The 21,097-nt window shown below is 67.3% G+C and carries 20 protein-coding genes; 10 read left to right on the top strand and 10 right to left on the bottom strand.

Going from position 1 to position 21,097, the window contains the following annotated elements; translation table 11 throughout:
- The first annotated feature begins 84 nt into the window (after positions 1 to 84).
- Together HDC95_RS07845 and HDC95_RS07840 are read left to right on the top strand one after the other, a co-directional pair.
- Positions 85 to 1,572: an FGGY-family carbohydrate kinase gene (locus HDC95_RS07845; RefSeq protein ID WP_259062778.1), complete on the top strand. Its 1,488-nt coding sequence runs from the start codon at positions 85 to 87 to the stop codon at positions 1,570 to 1,572.
- 19 nt (positions 1,573 to 1,591) lie between these two features.
- Positions 1,592 to 3,226 (top strand): fucose isomerase, encoded by a 1,635-nt coding sequence (locus HDC95_RS07840; protein WP_259062777.1) that lies wholly within the window; start codon positions 1,592 to 1,594, stop codon positions 3,224 to 3,226.
- 109 nt (positions 3,227 to 3,335) lie between these two features.
- On the opposite strand, the gene HDC95_RS07835 is transcribed toward HDC95_RS07840, so the two are convergent.
- Positions 3,336 to 3,905 (bottom strand): TetR/AcrR family transcriptional regulator, encoded by a 570-nt coding sequence (locus HDC95_RS07835; protein ID WP_259062776.1) that lies wholly within the window; start codon positions 3,903 to 3,905, stop codon positions 3,336 to 3,338.
- A 69-nt stretch (positions 3,906 to 3,974) separates the two neighbouring features.
- Here HDC95_RS07835 and HDC95_RS07830 point away from each other — a divergent pair, with 69 nt between their 5' ends.
- Both HDC95_RS07830 and HDC95_RS07825 read left to right on the top strand, forming a co-directional pair.
- Positions 3,975 to 4,550, top strand: a complete 576-nt coding sequence (locus HDC95_RS07830; RefSeq protein WP_259062775.1) for a dihydrofolate reductase family protein — start codon at positions 3,975 to 3,977, stop codon at positions 4,548 to 4,550.
- 74 nt (positions 4,551 to 4,624) lie between these two features.
- Positions 4,625 to 5,968 carry an FAD-dependent oxidoreductase gene (locus tag HDC95_RS07825; protein ID WP_259062774.1) on the top strand — a complete coding sequence of 448 codons (1,344 nt, stop codon included), beginning with the start codon at positions 4,625 to 4,627 and terminating at the stop codon, positions 5,966 to 5,968.
- Here HDC95_RS07825 and HDC95_RS07820 read toward each other — a convergent pair.
- The 3 genes from HDC95_RS07820 to HDC95_RS07810 all read right to left on the bottom strand — a co-directional run bounded on the left by HDC95_RS07820 (position 5,925) and on the right by HDC95_RS07810 (position 8,996).
- Positions 5,925 to 6,578: a Pr6Pr family membrane protein gene (locus HDC95_RS07820; protein WP_259062773.1), complete on the bottom strand. Its 654-nt coding sequence runs from the start codon at positions 6,576 to 6,578 to the stop codon at positions 5,925 to 5,927. The two genes, HDC95_RS07825 and HDC95_RS07820, sit on opposite strands and share 44 nt — an antisense overlap.
- A gap of 113 nt (positions 6,579 to 6,691) precedes the next feature.
- A complete protein-coding gene (gene mgtE / locus HDC95_RS07815; RefSeq protein ID WP_259062771.1) occupies positions 6,692 to 8,062 on the bottom strand; it encodes a magnesium transporter in 1,371 nt (456 codons plus the stop codon).
- A 346-nt stretch (positions 8,063 to 8,408) separates the two neighbouring features.
- Positions 8,409 to 8,996, bottom strand: coding sequence for a hypothetical protein (locus tag HDC95_RS07810; RefSeq protein ID WP_259062769.1), 588 nt, complete (start codon positions 8,994 to 8,996; stop codon positions 8,409 to 8,411).
- A gap of 156 nt (positions 8,997 to 9,152) precedes the next feature.
- Here HDC95_RS07810 and HDC95_RS07805 point away from each other — a divergent pair, with 156 nt between their 5' ends.
- The gene (locus HDC95_RS07805; RefSeq protein ID WP_259062846.1) at positions 9,153 to 10,373 is read left to right on the top strand and encodes a glycosyltransferase; all 1,221 of its coding nucleotides are present in this window, start codon (positions 9,153 to 9,155) and stop codon (positions 10,371 to 10,373) included.
- Between the two features lie 2 nt (positions 10,374 to 10,375).
- Positions 10,376 to 11,566 carry a glycosyltransferase family 4 protein gene (locus HDC95_RS07800; protein WP_259062768.1) on the top strand — a complete coding sequence of 397 codons (1,191 nt, stop codon included), beginning with the start codon at positions 10,376 to 10,378 and terminating at the stop codon, positions 11,564 to 11,566.
- A 36-nt stretch (positions 11,567 to 11,602) separates the two neighbouring features.
- On the opposite strand, the gene HDC95_RS07795 is transcribed toward HDC95_RS07800, so the two are convergent.
- Both HDC95_RS07795 and HDC95_RS07790 read right to left on the bottom strand, forming a co-directional pair.
- Positions 11,603 to 12,163, bottom strand: coding sequence for a hypothetical protein (locus HDC95_RS07795; protein ID WP_259062767.1), 561 nt, complete (start codon positions 12,161 to 12,163; stop codon positions 11,603 to 11,605).
- 28 nt (positions 12,164 to 12,191) lie between these two features.
- Positions 12,192 to 12,353 carry a hypothetical protein gene (locus HDC95_RS07790; protein ID WP_259062766.1) on the bottom strand — a complete coding sequence of 54 codons (162 nt, stop codon included), beginning with the start codon at positions 12,351 to 12,353 and terminating at the stop codon, positions 12,192 to 12,194.
- Between the two features lie 109 nt (positions 12,354 to 12,462).
- Here HDC95_RS07790 and HDC95_RS07785 point away from each other — a divergent pair, with 109 nt between their 5' ends.
- Positions 12,463 to 13,428, top strand: a complete 966-nt coding sequence (locus tag HDC95_RS07785; RefSeq protein ID WP_259062765.1) for a GlxA family transcriptional regulator — start codon at positions 12,463 to 12,465, stop codon at positions 13,426 to 13,428.
- A 20-nt stretch (positions 13,429 to 13,448) separates the two neighbouring features.
- Here the strand turns inward: HDC95_RS07785 and HDC95_RS07780 are convergent, their stop codons facing one another.
- Positions 13,449 to 14,138, bottom strand: coding sequence for an NRDE family protein (locus HDC95_RS07780; RefSeq protein WP_259062764.1), 690 nt, complete (start codon positions 14,136 to 14,138; stop codon positions 13,449 to 13,451).
- Between the two features lie 37 nt (positions 14,139 to 14,175).
- On the bottom strand, positions 14,176 to 15,651 hold the full coding sequence (locus tag HDC95_RS07775; protein WP_259062763.1) for a peptide MFS transporter: 1,476 nt from the start codon (positions 15,649 to 15,651) through the stop codon (positions 14,176 to 14,178).
- Between the two features lie 92 nt (positions 15,652 to 15,743).
- On the opposite strand from HDC95_RS07775, the gene coaBC reads away from it, so the two are divergent.
- Both coaBC and HDC95_RS07765 read left to right on the top strand, forming a co-directional pair.
- Positions 15,744 to 16,946, top strand: coding sequence for a bifunctional phosphopantothenoylcysteine decarboxylase/phosphopantothenate--cysteine ligase CoaBC (coaBC, locus tag HDC95_RS07770; RefSeq protein WP_259062762.1), 1,203 nt, complete (start codon positions 15,744 to 15,746; stop codon positions 16,944 to 16,946).
- Positions 16,947 to 17,002: 56 nt separating this feature from the next.
- Positions 17,003 to 19,156: an ATP-dependent Clp protease ATP-binding subunit gene (locus tag HDC95_RS07765; protein WP_259062760.1), complete on the top strand. Its 2,154-nt coding sequence runs from the start codon at positions 17,003 to 17,005 to the stop codon at positions 19,154 to 19,156.
- A gap of 9 nt (positions 19,157 to 19,165) precedes the next feature.
- Here HDC95_RS07765 and HDC95_RS07760 read toward each other — a convergent pair whose 3' ends face one another.
- Both HDC95_RS07760 and HDC95_RS07755 read right to left on the bottom strand, forming a co-directional pair.
- Entirely contained in the window at positions 19,166 to 19,954 is a 789-nt protein-coding gene (locus HDC95_RS07760) for an alpha/beta fold hydrolase (protein ID WP_259062758.1), read from the bottom strand.
- Complete coding sequence (locus HDC95_RS07755) at positions 19,951 to 20,238, bottom strand: DUF1905 domain-containing protein (protein ID WP_259062756.1); 288 nt, start codon at positions 20,236 to 20,238, stop codon at positions 19,951 to 19,953. The genes HDC95_RS07760 and HDC95_RS07755 overlap by 4 nt, the downstream gene beginning before the upstream one ends.
- A 55-nt stretch (positions 20,239 to 20,293) precedes the next feature.
- Here HDC95_RS07755 and HDC95_RS07750 point away from each other — a divergent pair, with 55 nt between their 5' ends.
- Positions 20,294 to 20,959 carry a TetR/AcrR family transcriptional regulator gene (locus HDC95_RS07750; RefSeq protein ID WP_259062754.1) on the top strand — a complete coding sequence of 222 codons (666 nt, stop codon included), beginning with the start codon at positions 20,294 to 20,296 and terminating at the stop codon, positions 20,957 to 20,959.
- Positions 20,960 to 21,097 lie beyond the last annotated feature (138 nt).

Below are 21,097 nucleotides of genomic sequence, written 5' to 3'. Positions count from 1 at the left end.
ACTGCTCGGCTCGGCTCTTTGCCTTGCGCCATGAAATCGATTTCGCGTAAGCTCGAAGAACGAAAGCGTTCAGGGAGGACCGCCATGCACTGCACGCTCGGAGTCGACGTCGGCACGTCGAGCACCAAGGGCGTTCTCGTTGCCGCAGACGGCTCGATCGTGGCATCCGCAACGCGCGCCCACGACGTCGACCGCCCTCACACCGGCTGGGTCGAGATGGATGCGCACATCTGGTGGGACGAATTCGTCAGCATCGCGGGGGAGCTGATCTCCGCGCACCCGGATGCGGAGATCGCCGCGGTCGGTGTGAGCGGGATGGGACCGTGCGTGCTGCTCGTGGACGCGGACGACGAACCGGTGCGATCTGCGATCCTCTACGGCGTCGACACGCGCTCCGGCGCCCAGATCGCACGCATGGCCGACGAACTCGGCATCGACGAGATCACGCGCATCGGCGGATCGACCCTCACCTCTCAGGCCGGGGGAGCGAAGATCGCGTGGATCTCCGACGAGGAGCCGGATGCCTGGGCCAAGGCCCGGCGCTTCTTCATGCCGGCATCCTGGCTCGCCCGGAAGCTCACCGGCGCCTATGTGCTCGACCACCAGTCCGCGAGCCAGACATCTCCGCTCTACGACATCGAGAACGAGACCTGGTACGACCCGTGGTGGCAGCGGTACGCCGGCACGATCGAACAGCCGCGGCTCACCTGGGCGGGCGACATCGCCGGCGAGGTGACGGATGCGGCATCCGTGCTTACCGGCATTCCAGCAAGCACACCGGTCATCACCGGCACGATCGACGCCTGGACCGAGGCCGTCAGCGTCGGCGCCCACGAGGTCGGCGACCTCATGCTCATGTACGGCACGACGATGTTTCTCGTCGCGACCGGCGAGCAGACGCTGCGCACACCCTCGATGTGGACCACTGCCGGGGCCTTCCCCGGCACCCGCAACCTCGCGGGCGGGCTCTCCACATCCGGCGCACTCACCGCCTGGCTCAAGGACCTCACCGGATCCGACTACCCCGAACTGCTCGCCGAGGCGGAGGTCTCGGGGCCCGGAGCCAACGGCCTGCTGATTCTGCCCTACTTCGCGGGGGAGCGCACGCCCATCCAGGACCCGGACGCTCGCGGCGTCATCGCTGGCCTCACCCTCCAGCACGGTCGGGGCGACCTGTATCGTGCAGCCCTCGAGGCTACGGCGCTGGGCGTGCGCCACAACGTCGAGACGATGCGGGCCTCCGGCGCCGACATCACCCGGATCGTCGCCGTCGGCGGCGGCACGCAGGGGCAGCTCTGGCTGCAGGTCATCTCGGATGTGACCGGCCTCGTGCAGGAGGTGCCCGAGACCACGATCGGCGCCAGTTACGGTGCGGCATTCCTCGCCGCATCCGCCGTCGCATCCGATGGTGCAGAACCAGCGATCACCGGCTGGAACCCGATCGTGCAGACGATCACCCCGAACCCCGATCTTCGCGCGTTCTACGACACGCTCTTCGACCGCTACGTGCGGCTGTACGAGAGCTCTAAGGACGTCATCCACGAACTCGCCGCCGACCAGCGCGGCACCTGACCCCAACCCCGGAGGAATCATGACCAGCTACACACTTCCCGCCGCGGCATCCCGCCCGGCATCCGCCCCGAAGACCGCATATCTGATCACGTCAGGTGACCTGCGCGAGTCGGCCAACACCGCGGGGTGGGCGACCCAGGCTGCACTCGAAGCCAGCGTCACCGGCGTCTTCAACGACTTCGGCTGGAACGTCATCCGTGCGTTCGACGTCGACCCCGAGACCGGCCACGGCTACATCTCGAGCCAGCGCATGGGCATGGAGGTCTTCAAGAACATCCCGACCGACGCTCCGCTCATCGTCGCGATCGCCAACTGGCAGTACTCGCACCATGTGCTCGCAGGGCTGCGCACGCATGAGGGCCCGATCCTCACGACCGCGAACTTCGCGCCCGACTGGCCAGGGCTGGTCGGTCTGCTCGGCCTGAATGCCGGACTCACCAAGATGGGCAAGCCCTACTCGACGACTTGGTCGGTCGACTTCTCCGACGACTGGTTCAAGACGACCATCAAGGAGTGGATCGAGACCGGCACGATCACCCACGACTCCTCGCACGTGCGTGAGCTGCCGGCACTGCCGGACAGCCCCGAGAAGCAGCTCGGCGAGGCGCTCGCGGCCCAGCTGCGCGACGAGAAGGCGATCATCGGCGTCTTCGACGAGGGCTGCATGGGCATGTACAACGCCATCTTCGACGACGAGTTGCTCAACCAGACCGGCATCTACAAGGAGCGGCTGTCGCAGTCGGCACTGTACGCCGAGATGCTCGAGGTGAAGGATGCCGAGGCGGACGCCGCATACGACTGGCTCATCGACCACGGCATGACGTTCCGCTACGGCGAGGATGGCACCACAGAGCTCACCCGCGAGCAGGTGCAGTGGCAGATGAAGATGTACATCGCCGCCCTGCGCATCGCGGACGACTTCGGTCTGGATGCCGTCGGCATCCAGTACCAGCAGGGCCTGAAGGACCTCGTCCCGGCATCCGATCTCGCCGAGGGCATCCTGAACTCCACCGAGCGCCCTCCGGTGACTTCGCGCGACGGGTCGCGGGTGCTTCACGAGGGCCGCGCCTTCCCGCACTTCAACGAGGCCGACGAGGGCGTCGCGGTCGACGCGCTGGTCACCGACCGCGTGTGGCGCGCCATGGGCCTCGTGCCCGACAACACGCTGCACGATGTGCGCTGGGGTGAGGAGTACGACGGCCAGTTCGTCTGGGCGTACGAGATCTCCGGCTCCGTGCCGGCCTCGCACCTCGGCGGCTGGGACAAGGCGGAGGGATGGCGTCAGGGCCACGTGTTCTTCCCCGCGGGTGGTGCCACCCTCAACGGCGTCTCCATGCCGGGTGAAGTGGTGCTGAGCCGCGTGTTCATCGCCGACGGCATCCTGCAGGCCGACATCTTCCGCGCATCCGTCGTCGAGCTGCCGAAGGAGGAGACCCGGCGCCGCAAGGCCGCGACGAACGAGGAGTGGCCGCTCGCGCACGTCGTGCTGCACGGCGTCTCGCGCGACCAGTTCATGGCACGCCATAAGGCCAATCACGCACAGCTCGTCTACGCACCGGATGCCGAGACCGCCGACAAGGCGCTCATCGCGAAGGCGGCGATGTTCGGCGGCATGGGCATCAAGGTGAACCTGATCGGCGACGTCGCGATCTGACGGTGCTCCCCGCGCGAGACAGGACTTCCCGCACGAGACTGGGTGTGCGAAGTCCTGTTTCGTGCGGGAAGCCCTGTTTCGGGAGAAGCTGGGGTGCTCGCCCCGGCGATCAGCCTGGCAGCAGCCCCGCGACGAGGGCGTCGACGACTTCGTCGGTCGGGGTGCCCGGATCGATGGGAGAGGTGAGCCGATCGAACACCAGGCCCTCGATCGCGTAATGGAACAGGGCGACTTCACGGCGCCCACCCGGCAGCCCGGCGGCCTCGTTGAATGCGACATCGCCGTCGAACGCGGCGCGCTGCCATTGGCCCAGCGACGCGGCGAGCTCCGGGCGGCGGGACGCATCGAGACGCAGTTCGTAGAGCGCGATCGTCACCTCACGGTTCGTGATCAGACGGCGGACGATGTCACGGATGTAGTCCGCGAACAGCTCGCGACTCGGCTGCTCGGCCGCGCGGGTCTCGAGATCTTCCGGCGTCGGTGCCAGGCGAACGCCGATGCGCTCGAACAGCCCGGTGATCAGAGCCTCCCTGCTGCGGAAGTAGTTCGACGTGGTGCCGAGCGGAACGCTCGCCTCAGCATCGATGGCCCGATGAGTCAAGCCACGCGAACCATCGCGCGCCAGCACCGCGATGCCCGCATCGGCGAGGAGCGCTCGCCGCGTTTCGTTCTTGGCCATGACCCGACACTAGCGCAACCACTGCAACTGTTGTAGTCTCCAATCACTGCACCTGTAGTTATTGGAGACATGATGCGAGAACTCACCTACTACGTCGCTGTGAGCATCGACGGATTCATCGCTGGTCCTGGGGGCGAGTTCGACCAGTTCCTGTTCGAGGGAGACCATGCCGCCGACATCGCGAGGAGGTACCAGGGCACTGCGCCGACCCAGCTCGCTGAGCGGGCCGGGTTCCCGGTCGACGGCGGACCGTTCGACACCGTGCTCATGGGGTGGAACACCTACGCCGTCGGACTTCCCGATCTGCCCGACCCGTACCAGCACCTCAGGCAGATCGTCTTCACGCGCGGGCGCGAGGCGCCGGCAGGCTCCGACGGTGTGGAGTTCACCGACCGGGATCCCGTCGAAGTGGTCCGGGAGGTCAAAGCCGCAGAGGGCAGGGGGATCTGGCTCTGCGGCGGTGGGGCGCTCGCCGCGGTGCTGCGAGACGAGATCGACCGCCTGGCGCTCAAGCGCAATCCGGTGCTGTTCGGCGCCGGCATCCCGCTGTTCGAGGGGCGCGACTACGCGCCCGCCGCCTTCCGTCCGACCGGTATCACGCCCTACGAGTCTGGCGTGGTGCTCGCTGAGTACGTGCGCGCCTGAGCGGTGACGGCCGCCCGTGCCTTCCTCGAAGCGTGAAGTCGACCGGGAACGGGTAGTGTGGCCACACGATGAGGATGACGCGTCGCGAGCTGCTGATCGGCGCCGGAGCAGGCGCCCTCAGCGTGCTGCTCGTATCCTGCACGCCGGAGCCGAAACCGACGCCGACCCCGACGCGCACTCCCACACCGTGGCCGACGACGATGGTGCCGCCGCCCGCCGCGAGCATGCGCAGCACTTGGGCCACGGACCAGTACGCGCGCGGCGCCGTGAGCTACACGCGCATCGGCGTGCAGTCGGCCACGCGCGCGACGCTGTCCGAACCCGTCGACGGGCGGGTCTATTTCGCCGGCGAGGCCACCGACGTCGACAACCCCGGCACGATGCGCGGCGCCATCCACTCCGGGCAGAGCGCCGCGATGCGACTGCGGGCCACCGCGGAGGCGGGCGAGCGGATCGCCGTGATCGGCGCCGGTCTTGCCGGCGCGACCGTCGCGGCTGATCTCGCCGACCTCGATGTCGAGGTGACCGTCTTGGAAGCGCGCGATCGCGTCGGCGGACGCCTGCACTCTCAGCTCGACGACGACTGGCCGCTGCCTGTTCAGCTCGGCGGATGGCTGGTCGGGGCGGACGACGACACCGATCTCGCTGAGACGGTGGAACTGTCCACTGCCCTCTGGCGTTCGCCGGAGGGAGCGATCGAGCCGACCGGCAACGCGCCGCTCGAGACCGCGATCGCCGCGGCGCAGGCTCTCCCTGCCGACGTCGCGCTGGCCGAAGCCCTGGTGGAGACGGGTGCCGATCCCGAAGAGCCGGGGCTCGCTGCCCTTCTCGCATATCTCGCGACCTCGTCCGGTGCGGACGCGGACCAGCTCTCGGCATGGTTCCCGCCCGCATTGCCGCAGTCGGCATTCCGAGGAGCCGTCGGCGATCTCGGCGCGTTCGTCGAAGAGCTCCTGGGCGACGCGCAGCTGACCCTTTCGTCACCGGTGAGCCGCATCGCCTACGACGATTCCGGCGTCAGCCTGCGACTCGGCACCGGTGAGTCCACGTCATTCGACCGCGTCGTGGTCACTGTCCCGCTCGGAGTGCTGCAGCGTGACGGCATCGAGTTCGCGCCTCCACTGCCCTTCCCGCACCGCGGCGCGGTGAATGCCCTCGGGATGGGGCATATCGAGACGATCTGGCTGAGGTACGACGAGCCCTTCTGGGATACTGAAGCGACGATCTGGCATGCGGTCGGCGGTGACCATGCCGTACGCACGTGGATCAACCTGCTGCCGGTCACCGGCGAGAACCTGCTGGTCGGCATCGTCGGCGGTGCCGACGCGGTGGAGTTCGCGGAGCTCAAGGAGCAGGATGCCCTGCTGGCAGCGCTCAGGTCGCTTGAGGCGTTCGTGCCTTCCGACGCGACGGGCTGATCCGGCTTATCACCGCGAGCACGGTGGAGATGAGCGCGAACATCGCCAGAGCGAGCCCGCTCGTGATGAGGAACTCACCGATGCCGCTCACTTGCCTCAGGTCCAGGAAATAGTAGGGATACCATCCGATCATCGGGCCGCGCCACATCGTGACCCCGCCCCACACGAGCGGGAACACGAGAGAGCCGGGGATGATCCACCACGGCACTGAGCGGTGACCGGGCGTGAGGGTCCACGCGATGGCGGTGAACGCGGGCAGCCAGAAGTGCAGCACATGGTCAGACCACGGCACATCGACGCGGATGCCGCGGAGCCCGGCCTGCCAGACGATGAGCGCGAATGCGAGCCCCGCGGTGATCGTCCACGTCAGAACGAGCGAGAGGGCGATGCTGAACCAGCGAGGATCGTCGTCACGGCGGAACGCGAAGATTCCGCCGATCACGAGCAGGATGACGAGAGCGCAGTTCGATTCGACCGTGAGGTACGCGAAGAAGTTGCGACCGGCGATCGTCTGGGAACTCAGGCCCCAGAACAGTCGATGCACGAGCGCGGTCAGGCACACCGCGGCCGTGGCCAGACGAAGCACGCCGAACGTGGTTCGTGCCTTCACTCTCGCTGCTCTCCCCTCGGACGCGCCTCCACGTCATCCGGCGATTCTACGGAGGACTCCTCCGTGCTCGAACCCGAGGCAGTCGAAATCGCGTTCCGCGTCGCCTGGCCGACTCAGATTCCGAGGATCAGCCGGGCGATGAGGAAGTAGATCACCAGTCCCGTCGCATCCACGAAAGTCGTGATGAACGGATTCGAGAACACGGCGGGATCCACGCGGATCATCCGCGCGACCAGCGGCATGATCCCGCCGATGGTCGCGGCAGCAGCGCACACCGCGATGAGCGTGCAGCCGATCACGAGTCCGATCCGCCAGTCGTACACGAGCGCCGTGATACCGAACCCCAGCAGGCCGAGCAGTACGCCGAGCGACACACCGACTCGCAGCTCCCGAGTCAGGACGCGCAGCAGGTCTCGCGGGCGGACTTCGCCGAGCGCGAGCGCACGGGTCACGGTCGTCGCCGCCTGATTCCCGGTGTTCCCGCCGGTGCCGATGAGCAGCGGGACGAACAGCGCCAGCACGGTCATCTGCTCCAGCGTGGCCTCGAACACCGACAGCACTTTCACCGTGAGCGTTGCACCGACGGCGAGCACCAGCAGCCAGACGACACGCGAACGCACGATCCGGCGGATCGGAGTCGAAAGATACGGGCGGCTGAGCGGCTCGACGCCGCCTTGCCGGGCGGCATCCTCGCTCTCCTCGCGCTTGAGGATGCGTGCGGCGTCATCGATCGTGAGGATGCCGACCAGACGCGCCTCGCTGTCGACCACGGGGACCGCGAGAAAACCCAGCTCGGTGCAGTCGCGGGCGGCGGTCTCGGCATCCGTGTCGGCGCTGACCGTGTGCGCCTCGTGCATCAGCGAATCGACCAGCGCGTCGTCTGCGGCGGCGAGCAGATCACGGAGGCTCACAACCCCGACGACCTTTCGCGCGTGATCCGTCACGGGCAGCGTGTAGATCGTCTCCGCGTCGGCGATGCGCGCGCGCATCCGCTGCAGTGTCTGCGCAACGGAGAGGTCGGGGTGCGTGGTGACGTACTCCGGGCTCATGCGCCGACCGATCGAGTCATGCGGATACCCGAGGACAGACGCCGTGAGATCGCGCTCGTGCGCCGAGAGACCGCGCAGCAGACGCGGAGCGAGGGATGCCGGCAGTTCGTCGAGCAGCCAGACGCGGTCGTCCGGGTCCATCTCCGCGAAGAGGGCGGCGACCTCGGCATCCTGAAGACCGTGGACGAGCTCACCCTGCAACTCGGGCGACAGCGCCTCGAAGACTTCGACGGCTCGCTGCTTCGGGAGCAGGCGGTATACGACGGCGCACTCTCGAGGGCTCAGTCGTTCGAGAACCTGCACCACCTGCCAGATCGGCACTGGTGACAGGCTGGCGGATGCCGTGGCGAGATCGCGATTCGACATGCTTTGCTCGATCGTGTCGAGGAGCTGCGTCGTCGAAGGTGCAGTGGCCGGGATCTGCTCTGTGGTCATGGGCGTGCTTCTTTCAGGCATGCCGACTAGAGGAGCGCGGATACGCGCGGGCGGGCGTCGGCTGGACGGATGTGTCGAAGCCGGAGTTCCGCAGGAGCCGTCAGAGGCGGGTTGCCTCGAGAGCGATGGCGGAGTCCGGATGCTGATGGCAACTATCACCACTCATGGGAGTACCACCTCGCTTCCGTCTTCGTGTCCGCTGTGCTGTGATCGGATCGCGGCGGAACGCACGTTCCTGCCTCGGCCAAATGTAGTCGATCCGGATGGACGACGCCTGCGCACCGCCGGCGGCGCGATCGCCGACGTCAGGGTCTCGTTGAATTCGACGTGCTCCTGCTGAATGCGGTCAGGCGGGATCGATCCGCAGTACGTCAGGTGACTCGCCGCCGGAGAGATCGTCGGCGATGCGGATGCTGCGGGCCAGATCGTCAAGAGCCGGGATGAGCGTGCCGAACGTCTCACGGGAACCGCCCACAGCAGTGAGCGTGACCAGATGCGTGCCGGTGTCCCACGTGTACGTGGCGAACGGAGGTGCGGTGGGCTGCTCAGGGAACGACATCACGAGCTTCTCGCCGGCGCCGAGCCTGGAGGGGAACGACTCGGTGTCGTCGTACTCCATCGGCATCATGGCCCGCGCGGCGCGCACGTCGTTCGTCAGTTCCTGCGTCGACGCCATCGCGACCACGAGTTCCGGCTCTGCCTTCCACGTCCACACCAGCACACGGCCGTTCGCGCGCTTCATCATCGCCGGCGCGAGCTGGCTGATCGCCCAGGCGCCGATGCGCGATCCTCGAGCCGGAGTTCCGCCGCCCGCCTGCACGGCATTGCCCATCAGCATCCGCAACGCTGCCTTGCGATGACGGCGGCCCCGCCATCCGAAGGACTCCGTGACGGGAATCCAGAGCTGCGGGTCTGCGGAGCTGGAGATGCGCATGTCACCACGGTAGAGGAAGAGTCTGCGCGGGCTCTGACTGCGGCTGGCCTCCGCGGGGTGTGCGGAACGCTCGGGTAGAGTTGCCAGCGCCCTGAACCGGGGCTCATCCCGACGCGTACCTTAAGGCTGCCATCCGTGACCTCCTCTGACGCTCCGATCGACAAGGTCGTTCCGTCGAGCGCCCCTGAGCCCGCCCCGTCCCGCAGTGATCGACCGTTGCGCATCGTGATCGGCTGCGACACCTTCGCTCCCGACATCAACGGTGCCGCCCGCTTCGCCGAGCGGCTGGCGGCCGGTCTCGTCCAGCGCGGTCACGACGTGCATGTCGTGGCGCCGAACCGGAAGTACCGCCGGGCAGAGCCTGCGACCGAGGTGATCGAGGGCGAGCCCATGACACTGCACCGCCTGCCGTCGGTGCGCTGGGCACCGCACGACTGGCTGCGCTTCGTCTGGCCGTGGCGTGCCAAGCACTACGCCCGCAAGGTGATGGACCGGGTGCAGCCTGATGTCGTGCACATCCAGTCGCACATCGTGATCGGTCGCGGTCTCTCGCGCATCGCCCACGAGCGCGGCATCCCGGTCATCGCCACCAACCACGTGATGGCAGAGAACATCCTCGACCACACCACGATGCCGAAGTTCATCGACAATCTGGTGCTCAAATTCGCCTGGGCCGATGCCAAGCGCACGTTCGAGCTGACACGCGCCATCACCACGCCGACTCGTCGTGCCGCCGACTTCCTCGAGCGCACCGTCGAGGTGCAGGGTGTCATACCGATCAGTTGCGGCATCGATCGCACACAGTACACACCCGTGCTCGCCCCGCGCGAGAAGAACCGCATCATCTTCGTGGGGCGCCTCACCGCAGAGAAGCAGGTCGAGGTCATCCTACAGGCGATGACCAAGCTCGATCCCGCGCTCGAGACGACGTTCGACGTCGTCGGCGGCGGCGATCAGCGCAAGAGCCTCGAGCGTCTCGCGGCCGACCTCGGGCTCGCCGAGCGCGTCGCATTCCACGGCCGCACTACCGATGAGGAACTGCGCGCACTGCTCTCGCGCGCGAGCCTGTTCGTGATCGCCTCGATCGCCGAGCTGCAGTCGATCGCGACCATGGAGGCGATGGCCTCGGCGCTGCCGATCGTAGCCGCGGATGCCGTCGCGCTGCCGCATCTCGTGCATGAGGGCGAGAACGGTTACCTTTTCGAACCGGGGAACGCCGCAGAACTCGCCGCGCGCCTCACCGATGTGCTCACGGCAGAGCCGGCCGAATACGAGCGGATGCAGCAGGCATCGCTCGACGGCGTCATGGTGCACGACATCAACCGCACGCTCGACACCTTCGAAGCGCTGTACCGCGACGACCCGCTGCCGGCATAGCGATGCACATCGTCTTCTTCGGCGATCAGCACCTCGCTTCGCTCGGCGGCGCGCAGGTGTCGATGCGGCTGCAGAAGCAGTACCTCGAGTTTGCAGGCCACACGGTGACCGTGGTCGCCCCGAAGATGCACAACGGCAGCGTCTTCGGGTGGCCGAACCCCTTCGACCTCCCCTCCATGCCGATCACCCTCGACCGCGAGTACTCGATGTCATGGCCGGGGCGGCGCACCGATCGCTTCCTCGACCGGGCGTTCGCCTCGCGCCCCCCGGTCGACCTCGTGCACGTGCAAGCCGACTTCTGGGGTGCGTTCATCGGTCATCGGTTCGCGCATCGCTATGGCATCCCGGTTGTGCACACCATGCACAACCGCGTGGATGTCGGCATGGCCGCCGTCACGCGGCTGCACAGGCCCGCGCTGGCCGTGCTCAACGCCTGGCGGCGATCGGCGATGCGGGGGATCGGCAGGCCGGTCGGCGGGACTGACGGATGGGCGTTCCTGCGCGGCATCGCACAGGGATCGAGCGCGGTCACCGCTCCCTCCGGCCACTTCGCGCGCCGGCTCGAGCAGCACGGCGTCTTCGAGCGTGTGGACGTGGTGTGGAATGGCATCGACGACGAGCTTCTGGCGCAGACGCTCGCGGCGCGGGACTCGAACGCTGCGCCCGACGTCCGACGACCGCGCTTCGTATGGCTCGGACGGATGAGTCCCGAAAAGCGGCTGCTGCCGTTCCTCGAAGCAGTCGTCGAATCGCGCGTGGATGCTGAGGTCGAGGTGATCGGCGGGGGCGGGCAGCTGCGCGCCGCTGAGAAGATCGCCCGTGGGCACGACGGCATCCGATTCGCCGGACGCCTCCCTTATGCCGAGACTCTCGCGCGGATCGCCGCGGCGGATGCCGTGGTACAGACCTCGATCGGCTTCGAGACGCAGGGCATGACGCCGTTCGAGGCGGCGACGCTGGGCACGCCGACCGTCGTCAGTGACCCGGACATCGCCGCTGAGCTGCGCGGTGGATTGTGGGCGGTGCCGGATGCGTCCGTCACCGCGCTCGCCGAGACGCTTCAGCGCGCAGCATCCGACATCACGGCAGGGACGGCACCGACCCCCGATCCTGACGTCGCAGCGGCATTCCGCCAGTCATCGCGCACAGCGGCGATGATCGAAATCTACGAACGCGTGCTCGCAGAGCGCTGATCGCAGGACGGCGGCTCGTGGTTCGGGCGCAGGGCTTCAGAAGTAGAGCACCGCGCTGAACGCGGTGAGGATGAAGCTGAACCCGGCGCCGACGACGCCGGCCCCGCCGAGTCCGGTCGCGATGCCCGCGAGTCCGTGAGGCGCCCCTGGTCGACGGAGCCCGACGATGCCGAAGATGAGAGCCGCCAGTGCTGCGAGAAAGGTGATCACTGCGAACGCCCCACTGATGAGGCTGATCAACTGATAGTCGGAGGTGCGGATCATGATCTGGATGATCACACTCGACAGCAGACCGAGGAAGAGCCCCACGAGTCCGATGACGAATCCGATCCGACCCGGCGTGTTGGCGCCGGACGGGCCCCGCGCGGCCGACGGATACGCGGGCTGACCGTAGGGCTGCTGGGTCTGCGGGTGCTGGGTCTGCGGGTGCTGGGCTTGCGGCGCCCCGCCCTGGTAATAGTGGTTCGCGGTCGGAGCCGGCGCGGCGTTCGGCGCAGGCTGCCCCGCGTAGCCGGGTTGCGCCGGATGGCCGGGCTGCGGTGGCTGAGGAGCGTTCGACGCATACGGCGGAACCGGGGGCTGCTGCGGATCGCTCATGCCGTTGAGCATATCCGCGGCTCCCTCGTCAGCGGTAGATCAGTGATGTTTCCGCGTCGCTGAGGCTGTCGCATTCCGCGACGCGCGTCCAGTCCGTTGCGACTGCACGGAAGCCGTCGCGACGCAGTTCCACGAGTGTCGCGACGACGCCGGCCAGGGCGAGTGCTGCAAGAAGGATGATGATGACCATGGCAGAAATACTACGGACGGCGTATTCATGCCACGAGTGGCAGAATCGACATAGATCATCACAAAACTGCCAAACTGTAATGGTCGAGTTCAGGAATCGAGGGAGCGCCATGAAGACCGTCGCCTGCATCGTTCAAGAAGGGTTCGCCCCGTTCGAGTTCGGAGTCGCCTGTGAGGCGTTCGGCCTCGACCGCACGGATGACGGTGTGCCGAACTTCGACTTCCGCGTCGTCACCGCCGATCCGGGCGCAGTGACCTCGAAGATCGGCTTCTCCATCAATGTCGAGGATGACCTCTCGTTCGCATATGAGGCCGACCTCGTCGTCGTCTGCCCGATCCCGCGTACATCGTGGGGAGCCACCGACGAGCGTGTCCTCGATGTGGTGCGCGATGCGGATGCGAGGGGTGCCTGGCTGCTCAGCATCTGCAGCGGATCGTTCATCCTCGCGCAGGCGGGGGTGCTCGACGGCCGCCGCGCGACGACGCACTGGATGTACGCCGACGAGATGATCGCGATGTTCCCCCAGATCGACGTCGATCCCGATGTGCTGTTCGTGCAAGACGCGCGCATCATCACGAGTGCGGGGACCGCCGCCGGTCTTGATGCCTGCCTATATCTGCTGCGTCAGGAGATCGGCGCGGAGCTCACGAACCGCATCGCTCGTCGCATGGTCGTGCCGCCGCAGCGCGACGGCGGTCAGGCGCAGTACATCGATCGCCCGCTGCCGGTGGCGCAGACCGACTCGCTCGTCGCGGTCACGGACTGGGCGATCGGGAATCTCCGCGAGGAGCTGACCGTCGATCAACTCGCGACGCGTGCCCACATGTCGCCGCGCACCTTCGCGCGTCGCTTCAAAGCCGAGCACGGTGCGACGCCGGCTGCGTGGCTGGCCAGACAGCGCATCATTCACGCGCAGCGACTGCTCGAACGCTCCGACCTGGGTCTGGACGCGATCGCCGTGGAATGCGGATTCGGTTCTGCCGCCGTGCTGCGGCAGAACTTCTCACGGGTGCTCGCGACGACGCCGACGGCGTACCGTGCGAAGTTCGCGTGCGCAGACCAACCCGCGGCCTGACCTGCTCAGTCTTCGACGGGCTACCAGTGCCCCGGCACCGGTAGCGCGGTTCCGCGTACCTCGAGCCCTTCGTGGCCGACGGCGGCGACGCAGTACAGCAGAGACTGTGTCGGATACCCGTGCGGGCGGTTGTCACGGATGATCGCGGCGTCGTCGGTGGGGTCGAGGGCAGTGGATGCTGCGAGCAACTCGATCCACTCGTCGTCCCAATCGTCTGTCGTGGCCGCGTGGGCTCTGAACTCCGGCAGCCACCTGGCGATGCGGGCCGTCGCAGGGTCGTCGAGCCCATCGTGCGCGATCATGTGCACGCCCGTCGGCACCGGGGTCTCCGTCAGCACCTCTCCATCCCACGACAGCACGCGGGCAGCATCCGGTCCGACCTCCAGGAGATTGAAGCCGTGCATCGGCAGCGGAGCGACCGGCGACCGTCCGGCGACCGATTCCAGAGCCAGGCTGCCACGACTGCGCACCCGGTCTTCGGGAAGATCGAGGATGTCGGCGCGGTTCAGCAGCACGGCAAGACGCCGAGTGCGAGGATCCGCTGCGAGCCACGCACCGCCGGCACGGCGATCGCGGATGCCGATCACCCCCGCGTAGCGATCGGGCCACCATTCGCCGAGCGAATCCCAGGCGCGCTGGGGATCCTCATCTCGGACCGCGAGCAGTCGCGACCCTCCCGCCTCAGCGACATCGATCACGACGGTGCACACGCGACCGAGTCTAGGTGCTGCCGGATACCGGGGGGTGCTATCGCACACCCTTCATGAGGCGCAGCACGGGCTTGGCCCCGAGCAGCATCGCCACTCCCACTGCCGCCGCGATGAGTCCGAGAACGAGGAAGTACGGCACCTCGTCCGTCGGATCGTAGAACGTCGCAAGCTGGCCAGCCAGCGCCGTGCCCAGCGACACGGAGAGGAAGAAGAGCGCGACCATCTGCGTGTGGAATGCCTGCGGCGCGAGCTTCGTCGTCACCGAAAGCCCGACAGGGGAGAGCAGCAGTTCCGCAACGGTGAAGGCGAACAGGATGCCGATGATCGCCAGCATCGGCGTCGAGTTCTCGCCGCCGCCGGCGAAGGGCAGGAAGAGCAGGAATGCCCCTCCCATGGCGATCGCGGCGATTCCGAACTTCACCGGCGTCGACGGCTGGCGTGTGCCGAGTCGCGTCCACAGCCAGGCGAAGACGCCCGAGAGCACGATGATGAACACGGGGTTGATCGACTGCACCCATGAGACCGGCATCTCCCAGCCGAACAGATCGCGATTCAGACGCTTGTCGGAGTAGACCGTGAGCACCGTGAACTGCTGCTGGTACAGCGACCAGAACGCCACCGATGTCAGGAAGAGCGGCACGAAGGCCCACACGCGACTGCGTTCCTCGGACGTCACCTTGCGGCTGCCGAGGATCACGGCGAAGTACGCGATCGTCGCGGCGATGACCGTGATGATGACGACCAGTGCGAGGTTGTCGGCGCGGATGACGCCGATGAGGACGAGCGCGACGATGACGACCACTGCGCCTGCGGCGATGCCCGCGACGAGCGGGTATCCGCGCCGCGGGAGGGGGTTCGAGACCTTTCGAGCCTCCTCCGGAAGGCCGCGGCGACCGAACGAGTACTGCACGAGCCCGGCGATCATTCCGACGGCGGCGAGCCCGAAGCCCCAGTGGAAGCCGACCGTGGACTGCAGCAACCCGGTCAGGATCGGACCGAGGAACGCGCCGAGATTGATGCCGAGGTAGAAGAGCGAGAAGCCGCCGTCGCGCCGGGTGTCGTCTGCGGAGTACAGCGTGCCGACGACCGACGTCGCGGTCGCCTTCAGCCCGCCGGACCCGATGGCGACGAGGACGAGTCCGACACCGACTCCGACGAATCCGGGCAGCAGCGCCAATGCGAGGTGCCCTGCCACGATGACGATCGCGCTGAGGAAGAGCACGCGTTCCGCGCCGAGCAGTCGATCGGCGATCCAGGCCCCGAGGATCGTCGACAAGTACACGGCGCCGCCGTATGCGCCCACGATCCCGGCCGCCTCTGCCTCGGGCAGCCCGAGTCCGCCGTCGGTGGCCGAGTAGTACAGGTAGATGAGCAGGATGCCCTGCATGCCGTAGAAGCTGAACCGCTCCCACATCTCGACGCCGAAGATGTGTGCGAGAGCGCGCGGGTGGCCGAAGAAGCCACTGTCCGCGGAACCCAGAGTGGGCGCCGAGGGCGCCGGAGGAGTGCTCATATCCCGTCACGTTACGCTTTCGCGCCGCTGTCGTCACGGGATAGCCTCACATCGGCCGCCCCCGCCGTGCCGACACAGGGCAGAATCGACACATGAACATCGTCGTCGGCGTCACTGGCGGCATCGCCGCGTACAAGACCGTTCACCTCGTTCGACTGCTGATCAAGGCAGGACATGAGGTCACCGTGATCCCGACCGAGAATGCGCTGCGTTTCGTCGGCGCGCCGACCTGGGAGTCGATCAGCCGCAACACCGTCACGACGAGCGTGCACGATGACGTGGCGAAGGTGCGGCACGTCGCCATCGGGCAGGCGGCTGAACTGGTGATCGTCGCCCCCGCCACCGCGAACACGATCGCGAAGATAACCGCAGGGCTTGCGGATGATCTGCTCGGCACGACCCTGCTGGCGACGACGGCACCCGTCGCGATCGCACCGGCCATGCACACGGAGATGTGGCGGCATCCGGCCACCCAGGCGAACATCCAGACCCTGCGCGAGCGGGGCGTCAGCGTCTTCGGCCCCGACGAAGGCGAGCTGACGGGCGGCGATTCAGGTCCCGGCCGGATGCTCGAACCGGAGGAGATCGTCGATGCGGCCCTCGCGCTGCTCGACCCTCAGGACCTCGTCGGGATGCGAGTCGCCGTCTCGGCCGGGGGGACGCGCGAGCCCATCGATCCCGTGCGCTTCCTCGGCAATCGCTCGAGCGGAAGGCAGGGGGTGGCGCTCGCCGCCGAGGCCGCGGCCCGCGGCGCCGAAGTCGACCTGGTCGCCGCGAACATCGCGGATGACGTGCTCGCCGAGGCACGGCATCCGCGCATCCGCGTGCGTGGGGTCGGCACTGCCGCGCAACTCGGCGAGGCGATGACGGATGCTGCGGCATCCGCCGATGTCGTGATCATGGCGGCGGCCGTCGCCGACTATCGGCCGGCCGCGCCGTCGGATCAGAAGCTCACCAAGGAGGCCGGCCTTCTCGATCGCATCGATCTGGTGGAGAACGCCGACATCGTCGCCGGCCTCGCAGCCTCTCGCCCGCAGAGTCAGACGATCGTCGCCTTCGCGGCGGAGACGCTGTCCGATTCGGAGGAGCGACGCGAGCGCGCCCGGCGCAAGCGCGAGCGCAAGGGTGTCGATCTGCTCGCGGTCAATCTCGCGGATGCCGAGCACGGCTTCGAGAAGGCCGAGAACGCGATCGAGATCATCGGCGAGGGTGGATCGGTCGTGGGGATGGCCGATGGTTCGAAGCGTCACGTCGCTCGCGCTCTCTGGGACGCCGTGCAGAAAACGCGCCGTTGAGGTAAAGTTGAGTCAACACCACTCAACTTTGAAGAGAAGCAGTCCAGGAGGGGACGATGACCAATCCCGCACAGCCGCAGCAAGACGACCAGCAGTCCGCCCTCGAGCAGTTCGGCATCAACCTCACCGATCGCGCGCGTCAGGGCAAGCTCGATCCGGTGATCGGGCGTGACAGTGAGATCCGACGCGTCAGCCAGGTGCTCACCCGTCGCACGAAGAACAACCCCGTGCTGATCGGTGAACCGGGCGTCGGAAAGACCGCGGTCGTGGAGGGTCTTGCCCAGCGGATCGTCGCGGGAGACGTCGCGGAATCCCTCAAGGACAAAGAGCTCATCACGCTCGACATCTCGGCGCTGGTCGCCGGTGCGATGTACCGAGGTCAGTTCGAGGAGCGCCTGAAGCAGGTCCTCAAGGAGATCACCGAGTCTGACGGGCAGGTCATCACGTTCATCGACGAGCTGCACACGCTGATGGGCGCCGGTGGCGGCGAAGGATCGGTCGCGGCGTCCAACATGCTCAAGCCCATGCTCGCCCGCGGCGAGCTGCGGCTGATCGGTGCGACGACGCTCAACGAGTACCGGGAGTTCATCGAGAAGGATGCGGCACTCGAGCGCCGATTCCAGCAGGTCTATGTCGGCGAGCCAACGGTCGAGGACACCATCGCGATCCTGCGCGGGCTCAAAGAGCGGTATGAGGCGCACCACAAAGTGGCGATCTCCGACAGTGCGCTGGTCGCCGCGGCATCCCTCTCCAACCGGTACATCCCGTCGCGCCAGCTGCCGGACAAGGCCATCGACCTGATCGACGAGGCCGCCTCACGCCTGCGCATGGAGATCGACTCCGCTCCCGTCGAGATAGATGAGCTGCGCCGTCACGTCGACCGACTGAAGCTGGAAGAGCTCGCGCTCAAGAAGGAGAAGGACGCGGCTTCGAAGGAGCGCCTCGCAACGCTGCGCGCCGACCTGGCCGCTGAGAAGGAGAAGCTCGGCGAGCTGCAGGAGCGGTGGGAGCGCGAGCGTGCTTCGCTGAACAAGGTCGGCGATCTCAAGACCCGATTGGATGCTGCACGCAGCGACGCCGAACGCGCGCAGCGCGAAGGCAACCTGGAGAAGGCGTCACGGCTGCTGTACGCCGAGATCCCGGCGCTGGAGCGTCAGCTGATCGAGGCGGAGCAGTCCGAGGAATCCGAAGACGGCGAAGGCCGCATGGTGGGTGACCAGGTGACCGAAGAGGACATCGCCGGTGTCATCGCCGCGTGGACCGGCATCCCTGTCGGGCGCCTGCTCCAGGGCGAGACCGAGAAGCTCCTGCACCTGGAGGCCGAACTCGGCAAGCGCCTGATCGGTCAGAAGGATGCTGTGCAGGCCGTGTCGGATGCTGTGCGCCGCTCGCGTGCGGGCATCAGTGACCCAGGGCGCCCGACCGGATCGTTCCTGTTCCTCGGGCCGACCGGTGTGGGCAAGACCGAGCTCGCCAAAGCCCTCGCCGAGTTCCTGTTCGACGACGAGCACGCCATGGTGCGCATCGACATGTCGGAGTACGGCGAGAAGCACACCGTGTCGCGGCTGGTCGGCGCCCCTCCCGGCTACGTCGGCTACGAGCAGGGCGGACAGCTCACCGAGGCCGTCCGACGCCGTCCGTACAGCGTCGTGCTGCTGGACGAGATCGAGAAGGCGCATCCCGAGGTCTTCGACGTGCTGCTGCAGGTCATGGACGACGGTCGCCTGACGGATGGGCAGGGACGCACGGTCGACTTCTCGAACGTCATCCTGATCCTCACCTCGAACCTCGGCTCGCCGATCCTCATCGATCCGATGCTGTCGATCGACGAGAAGCGCGACAGCGTCATGACGCTCGTGCGTCAGTCGTTCAAGCCGGAGTTCGTGAACCGCCTCGACGACATCGTGATCTTCCAGGCGCTCACGGAGGACGACCTGGCCCAGATCGTCGAGCTCGCGATCGATCAGTTGCACACCCGACTGCGTGAACGGCGGCTCACCCTCGCCGTCACGCCCGATGCGCGTTCGTGGCTCGCCGAGCGCGGGTACGACCCCGTGTACGGGGCGCGTCCGCTGCGCAGGCTCATCACGAACGAGGTGCAGAACAAGCTCGCCACCGCGCTGCTCTCGGGTGGGGTGCGCGACGGGGATTCGGTTCGAGTGGACATGGCTGCGGACGGCTCGGGGTTGGTGCTCACCAGCGAGTCGTGATGGCGTGCGTCAGGGCCTGAGCGCCTCGTGCACTGCGCGCGCGAGGCGCTCGGCCATGGCGTCCGGATCCCAGGAATGCCCTGAGCCGAGCAGCTGCTCGGCAGAGCCCTGTGCTGCCGAGTCGGCTATCTCCGCAGCGGTCTCCCGCATGCCGGGGAAGGTCTCGCTGCCGGTGAGGGCCAGCACCGGAGCGGATACTTCGGCGAGCGTCGCACGGCTTCCTCTCTGCTCCACGAGCGCCAGGGCCTCGCCGTCGGGCACCCAGCCGAGAACGATCTCCGGATAGGCGGGGGATGCCTTCAGCTCCTCGAGCCATTCGGGCGGCATCCCGACCATGTACCGCTCGACAGCCGTCTCGAGCGCGCCCTGGGCGATGGCGGTGCTGACGCCGCTCCACCACGCCGGGGCGCCCTCGGGGAAGAGTCCCAACGGAGCCTCCCACAGCACCAGGCCGACGAGATCAGGCACCCGATGTGCCGCGAGCATCGCGATCGCGCATCCCGAGGAGTGGCCGACGAGGATGACACCGGCCCGCGCAGTCGCGGCGAGCTCCACGATCGCGTCGAGCTGGGCGCCGAGCCCGATCTCGCCGGCCGAAGTGCTCTCGCCTCGGCCCAGTCGATCAGCGAAGAGCGAGCGCACACCGAGAGGTGCGAGCTTCTCGGCGGTGTCGAGGGTGATCGGATCCTCCGCGCGCGCGGGACCGGCGCCGCTGATGAACACGACGCTCGGTGCGCCGGCCGGTCCGAGGTCGTCGTACGCGATTCGGTCGCCGCGGGTGGTCGCGAGGATCGTCACGATGCCGCCTCGTTCCGCGCCGCCTCGATCCGCACGATGACGCGGTCGCCCGCACCCTTTCCGAGCAGCTTGCGGGTGGCGGCCTTGACGGGGCCGAAATGGTGTCCACGACCAGACGGCAGCAGTGTGAGGGCGATGGGGATGTCGTCGAGTGTGCCGACGACCCGCACGGGTTTGCCGGTGCCGAACGCCTCGACGGATCCAGGTGCCTCGAAGACGGTCCAACCGGCGGCTTCTTGAGGATGCAGGAGATCGGCTTCGAACTGCATGACGGGGGTGGCCATTGTCATCTCGTTTCAAGACTCGTCGGTATGATTTCTCTAAACTAGACTGCTGAGTATGAAGACGTCAAGCGGGGAGCGCGTACTGCGGCCGAGCTCCGTCGCCAAACGTGAGGCCATCCTCGATGCCGCGCAGGCCGCGTTCCTCGCGAACGGCTACGACGCTGTCACGATGGACACCATCGCCCGCGACTCCGAAGTCGCGAAGCAAACCCTCTACGGCCATTTCGGCAGCAAGGAGGCGCTCTTCTTGGAACTGGTCCGCTCGCAGACGCGGGCGGCGAGCGAGCGGGTGCTCAGCGAGCCGCCGGCGATCGTGCGCGGCACCGACGCCCGTTCCATGCTCGGCCCCGTGCTCAGAGAGCAACTGGCGATAGTGCTGGCTCCGAACCTGCTGGCGCTGAGGCGCCTGGTGATCGGCCTTCTCCCGCAGTTCCCCGATCTCGCGCGCGAGCTTTACGAGCATGGCGCTCAGCGTGCCATCCGGTCGCTCGCCGAAGTGATCGGCCGCCTTGACGCAGCTGATCTGCTCAGCGTGGCCGATGCGGAACTCGCCGCGACCCAGCTCAACTGGCTCGTGATGGGTGAGCCGGTCAACCGCGCCATGCTGCTCGGCGATGCGGCGGCGCGGGATGGGCTCGACATCGCTGCGCACGTCGACGCGGCTCTCGACGTCTTCCTCGCCGCCTACAGGCGTCCCGCTGGGGCGACGCCACCGGAGTGAGGTTGCATCGGTCGACCGTCTTCGCGAGTTGACAAGAAGCAGAGTTCTTTCCATCTGATCGAACGAAACATCGTCTTGCGCTTCGGGTTGCCGTCGATAGAGTCTCGTCTCATGCACGTCGATGGCTGACCGTTCCGT

This window comes from Microbacterium sp. AK031, assembly GCF_024807145.1.
Taxonomy (GTDB): domain Bacteria; phylum Actinomycetota; class Actinomycetes; order Actinomycetales; family Microbacteriaceae; genus Microbacterium.
Note: the sequence above shows the minus strand (reverse complement) of the source record. Positions and strands in the feature narration are given on the sequence as shown.

Coding starts and splice junctions, on each gene's coding strand:
- HDC95_RS07835 (WP_259062776.1), bottom strand. CDS start 3,905: ATGGCCAAGAACGAAACGCGGCGAGCGCTCCTCGCCGATGCGGGCATC.
- HDC95_RS07810 (WP_259062769.1), bottom strand. CDS start 8,996: ATGCGCATCTCCAGCTCCGCAGACCCGCAGCTCTGGATTCCCGTCACG.
- mgtE (WP_259062771.1), bottom strand. CDS start 8,062: ATGACCACAGAGCAGATCCCGGCCACTGCACCTTCGACGACGCAGCTC.
- HDC95_RS07750 (WP_259062754.1), top strand. CDS start 20,294: ATGAAGACGTCAAGCGGGGAGCGCGTACTGCGGCCGAGCTCCGTCGCC.
- HDC95_RS07795 (WP_259062767.1), bottom strand. CDS start 12,163: ATGAGCGATCCGCAGCAGCCCCCGGTTCCGCCGTATGCGTCGAACGCT.
- HDC95_RS07840 (WP_259062777.1), top strand. CDS start 1,592: ATGACCAGCTACACACTTCCCGCCGCGGCATCCCGCCCGGCATCCGCC.
- HDC95_RS07755 (WP_259062756.1), bottom strand. CDS start 20,238: ATGGCCACCCCCGTCATGCAGTTCGAAGCCGATCTCCTGCATCCTCAA.
- HDC95_RS07830 (WP_259062775.1), top strand. CDS start 3,975: ATGATGCGAGAACTCACCTACTACGTCGCTGTGAGCATCGACGGATTC.
- coaBC (WP_259062762.1), top strand. CDS start 15,744: ATGAACATCGTCGTCGGCGTCACTGGCGGCATCGCCGCGTACAAGACC.
- HDC95_RS07800 (WP_259062768.1), top strand. CDS start 10,376: ATGCACATCGTCTTCTTCGGCGATCAGCACCTCGCTTCGCTCGGCGGC.
- HDC95_RS07785 (WP_259062765.1), top strand. CDS start 12,463: ATGAAGACCGTCGCCTGCATCGTTCAAGAAGGGTTCGCCCCGTTCGAG.
- HDC95_RS07790 (WP_259062766.1), bottom strand. CDS start 12,353: ATGGTCATCATCATCCTTCTTGCAGCACTCGCCCTGGCCGGCGTCGTC.
- HDC95_RS07845 (WP_259062778.1), top strand. CDS start 85: ATGCACTGCACGCTCGGAGTCGACGTCGGCACGTCGAGCACCAAGGGC.
- HDC95_RS07775 (WP_259062763.1), bottom strand. CDS start 15,651: ATGAGCACTCCTCCGGCGCCCTCGGCGCCCACTCTGGGTTCCGCGGAC.
- HDC95_RS07825 (WP_259062774.1), top strand. CDS start 4,625: ATGACGCGTCGCGAGCTGCTGATCGGCGCCGGAGCAGGCGCCCTCAGC.
- HDC95_RS07765 (WP_259062760.1), top strand. CDS start 17,003: ATGACCAATCCCGCACAGCCGCAGCAAGACGACCAGCAGTCCGCCCTC.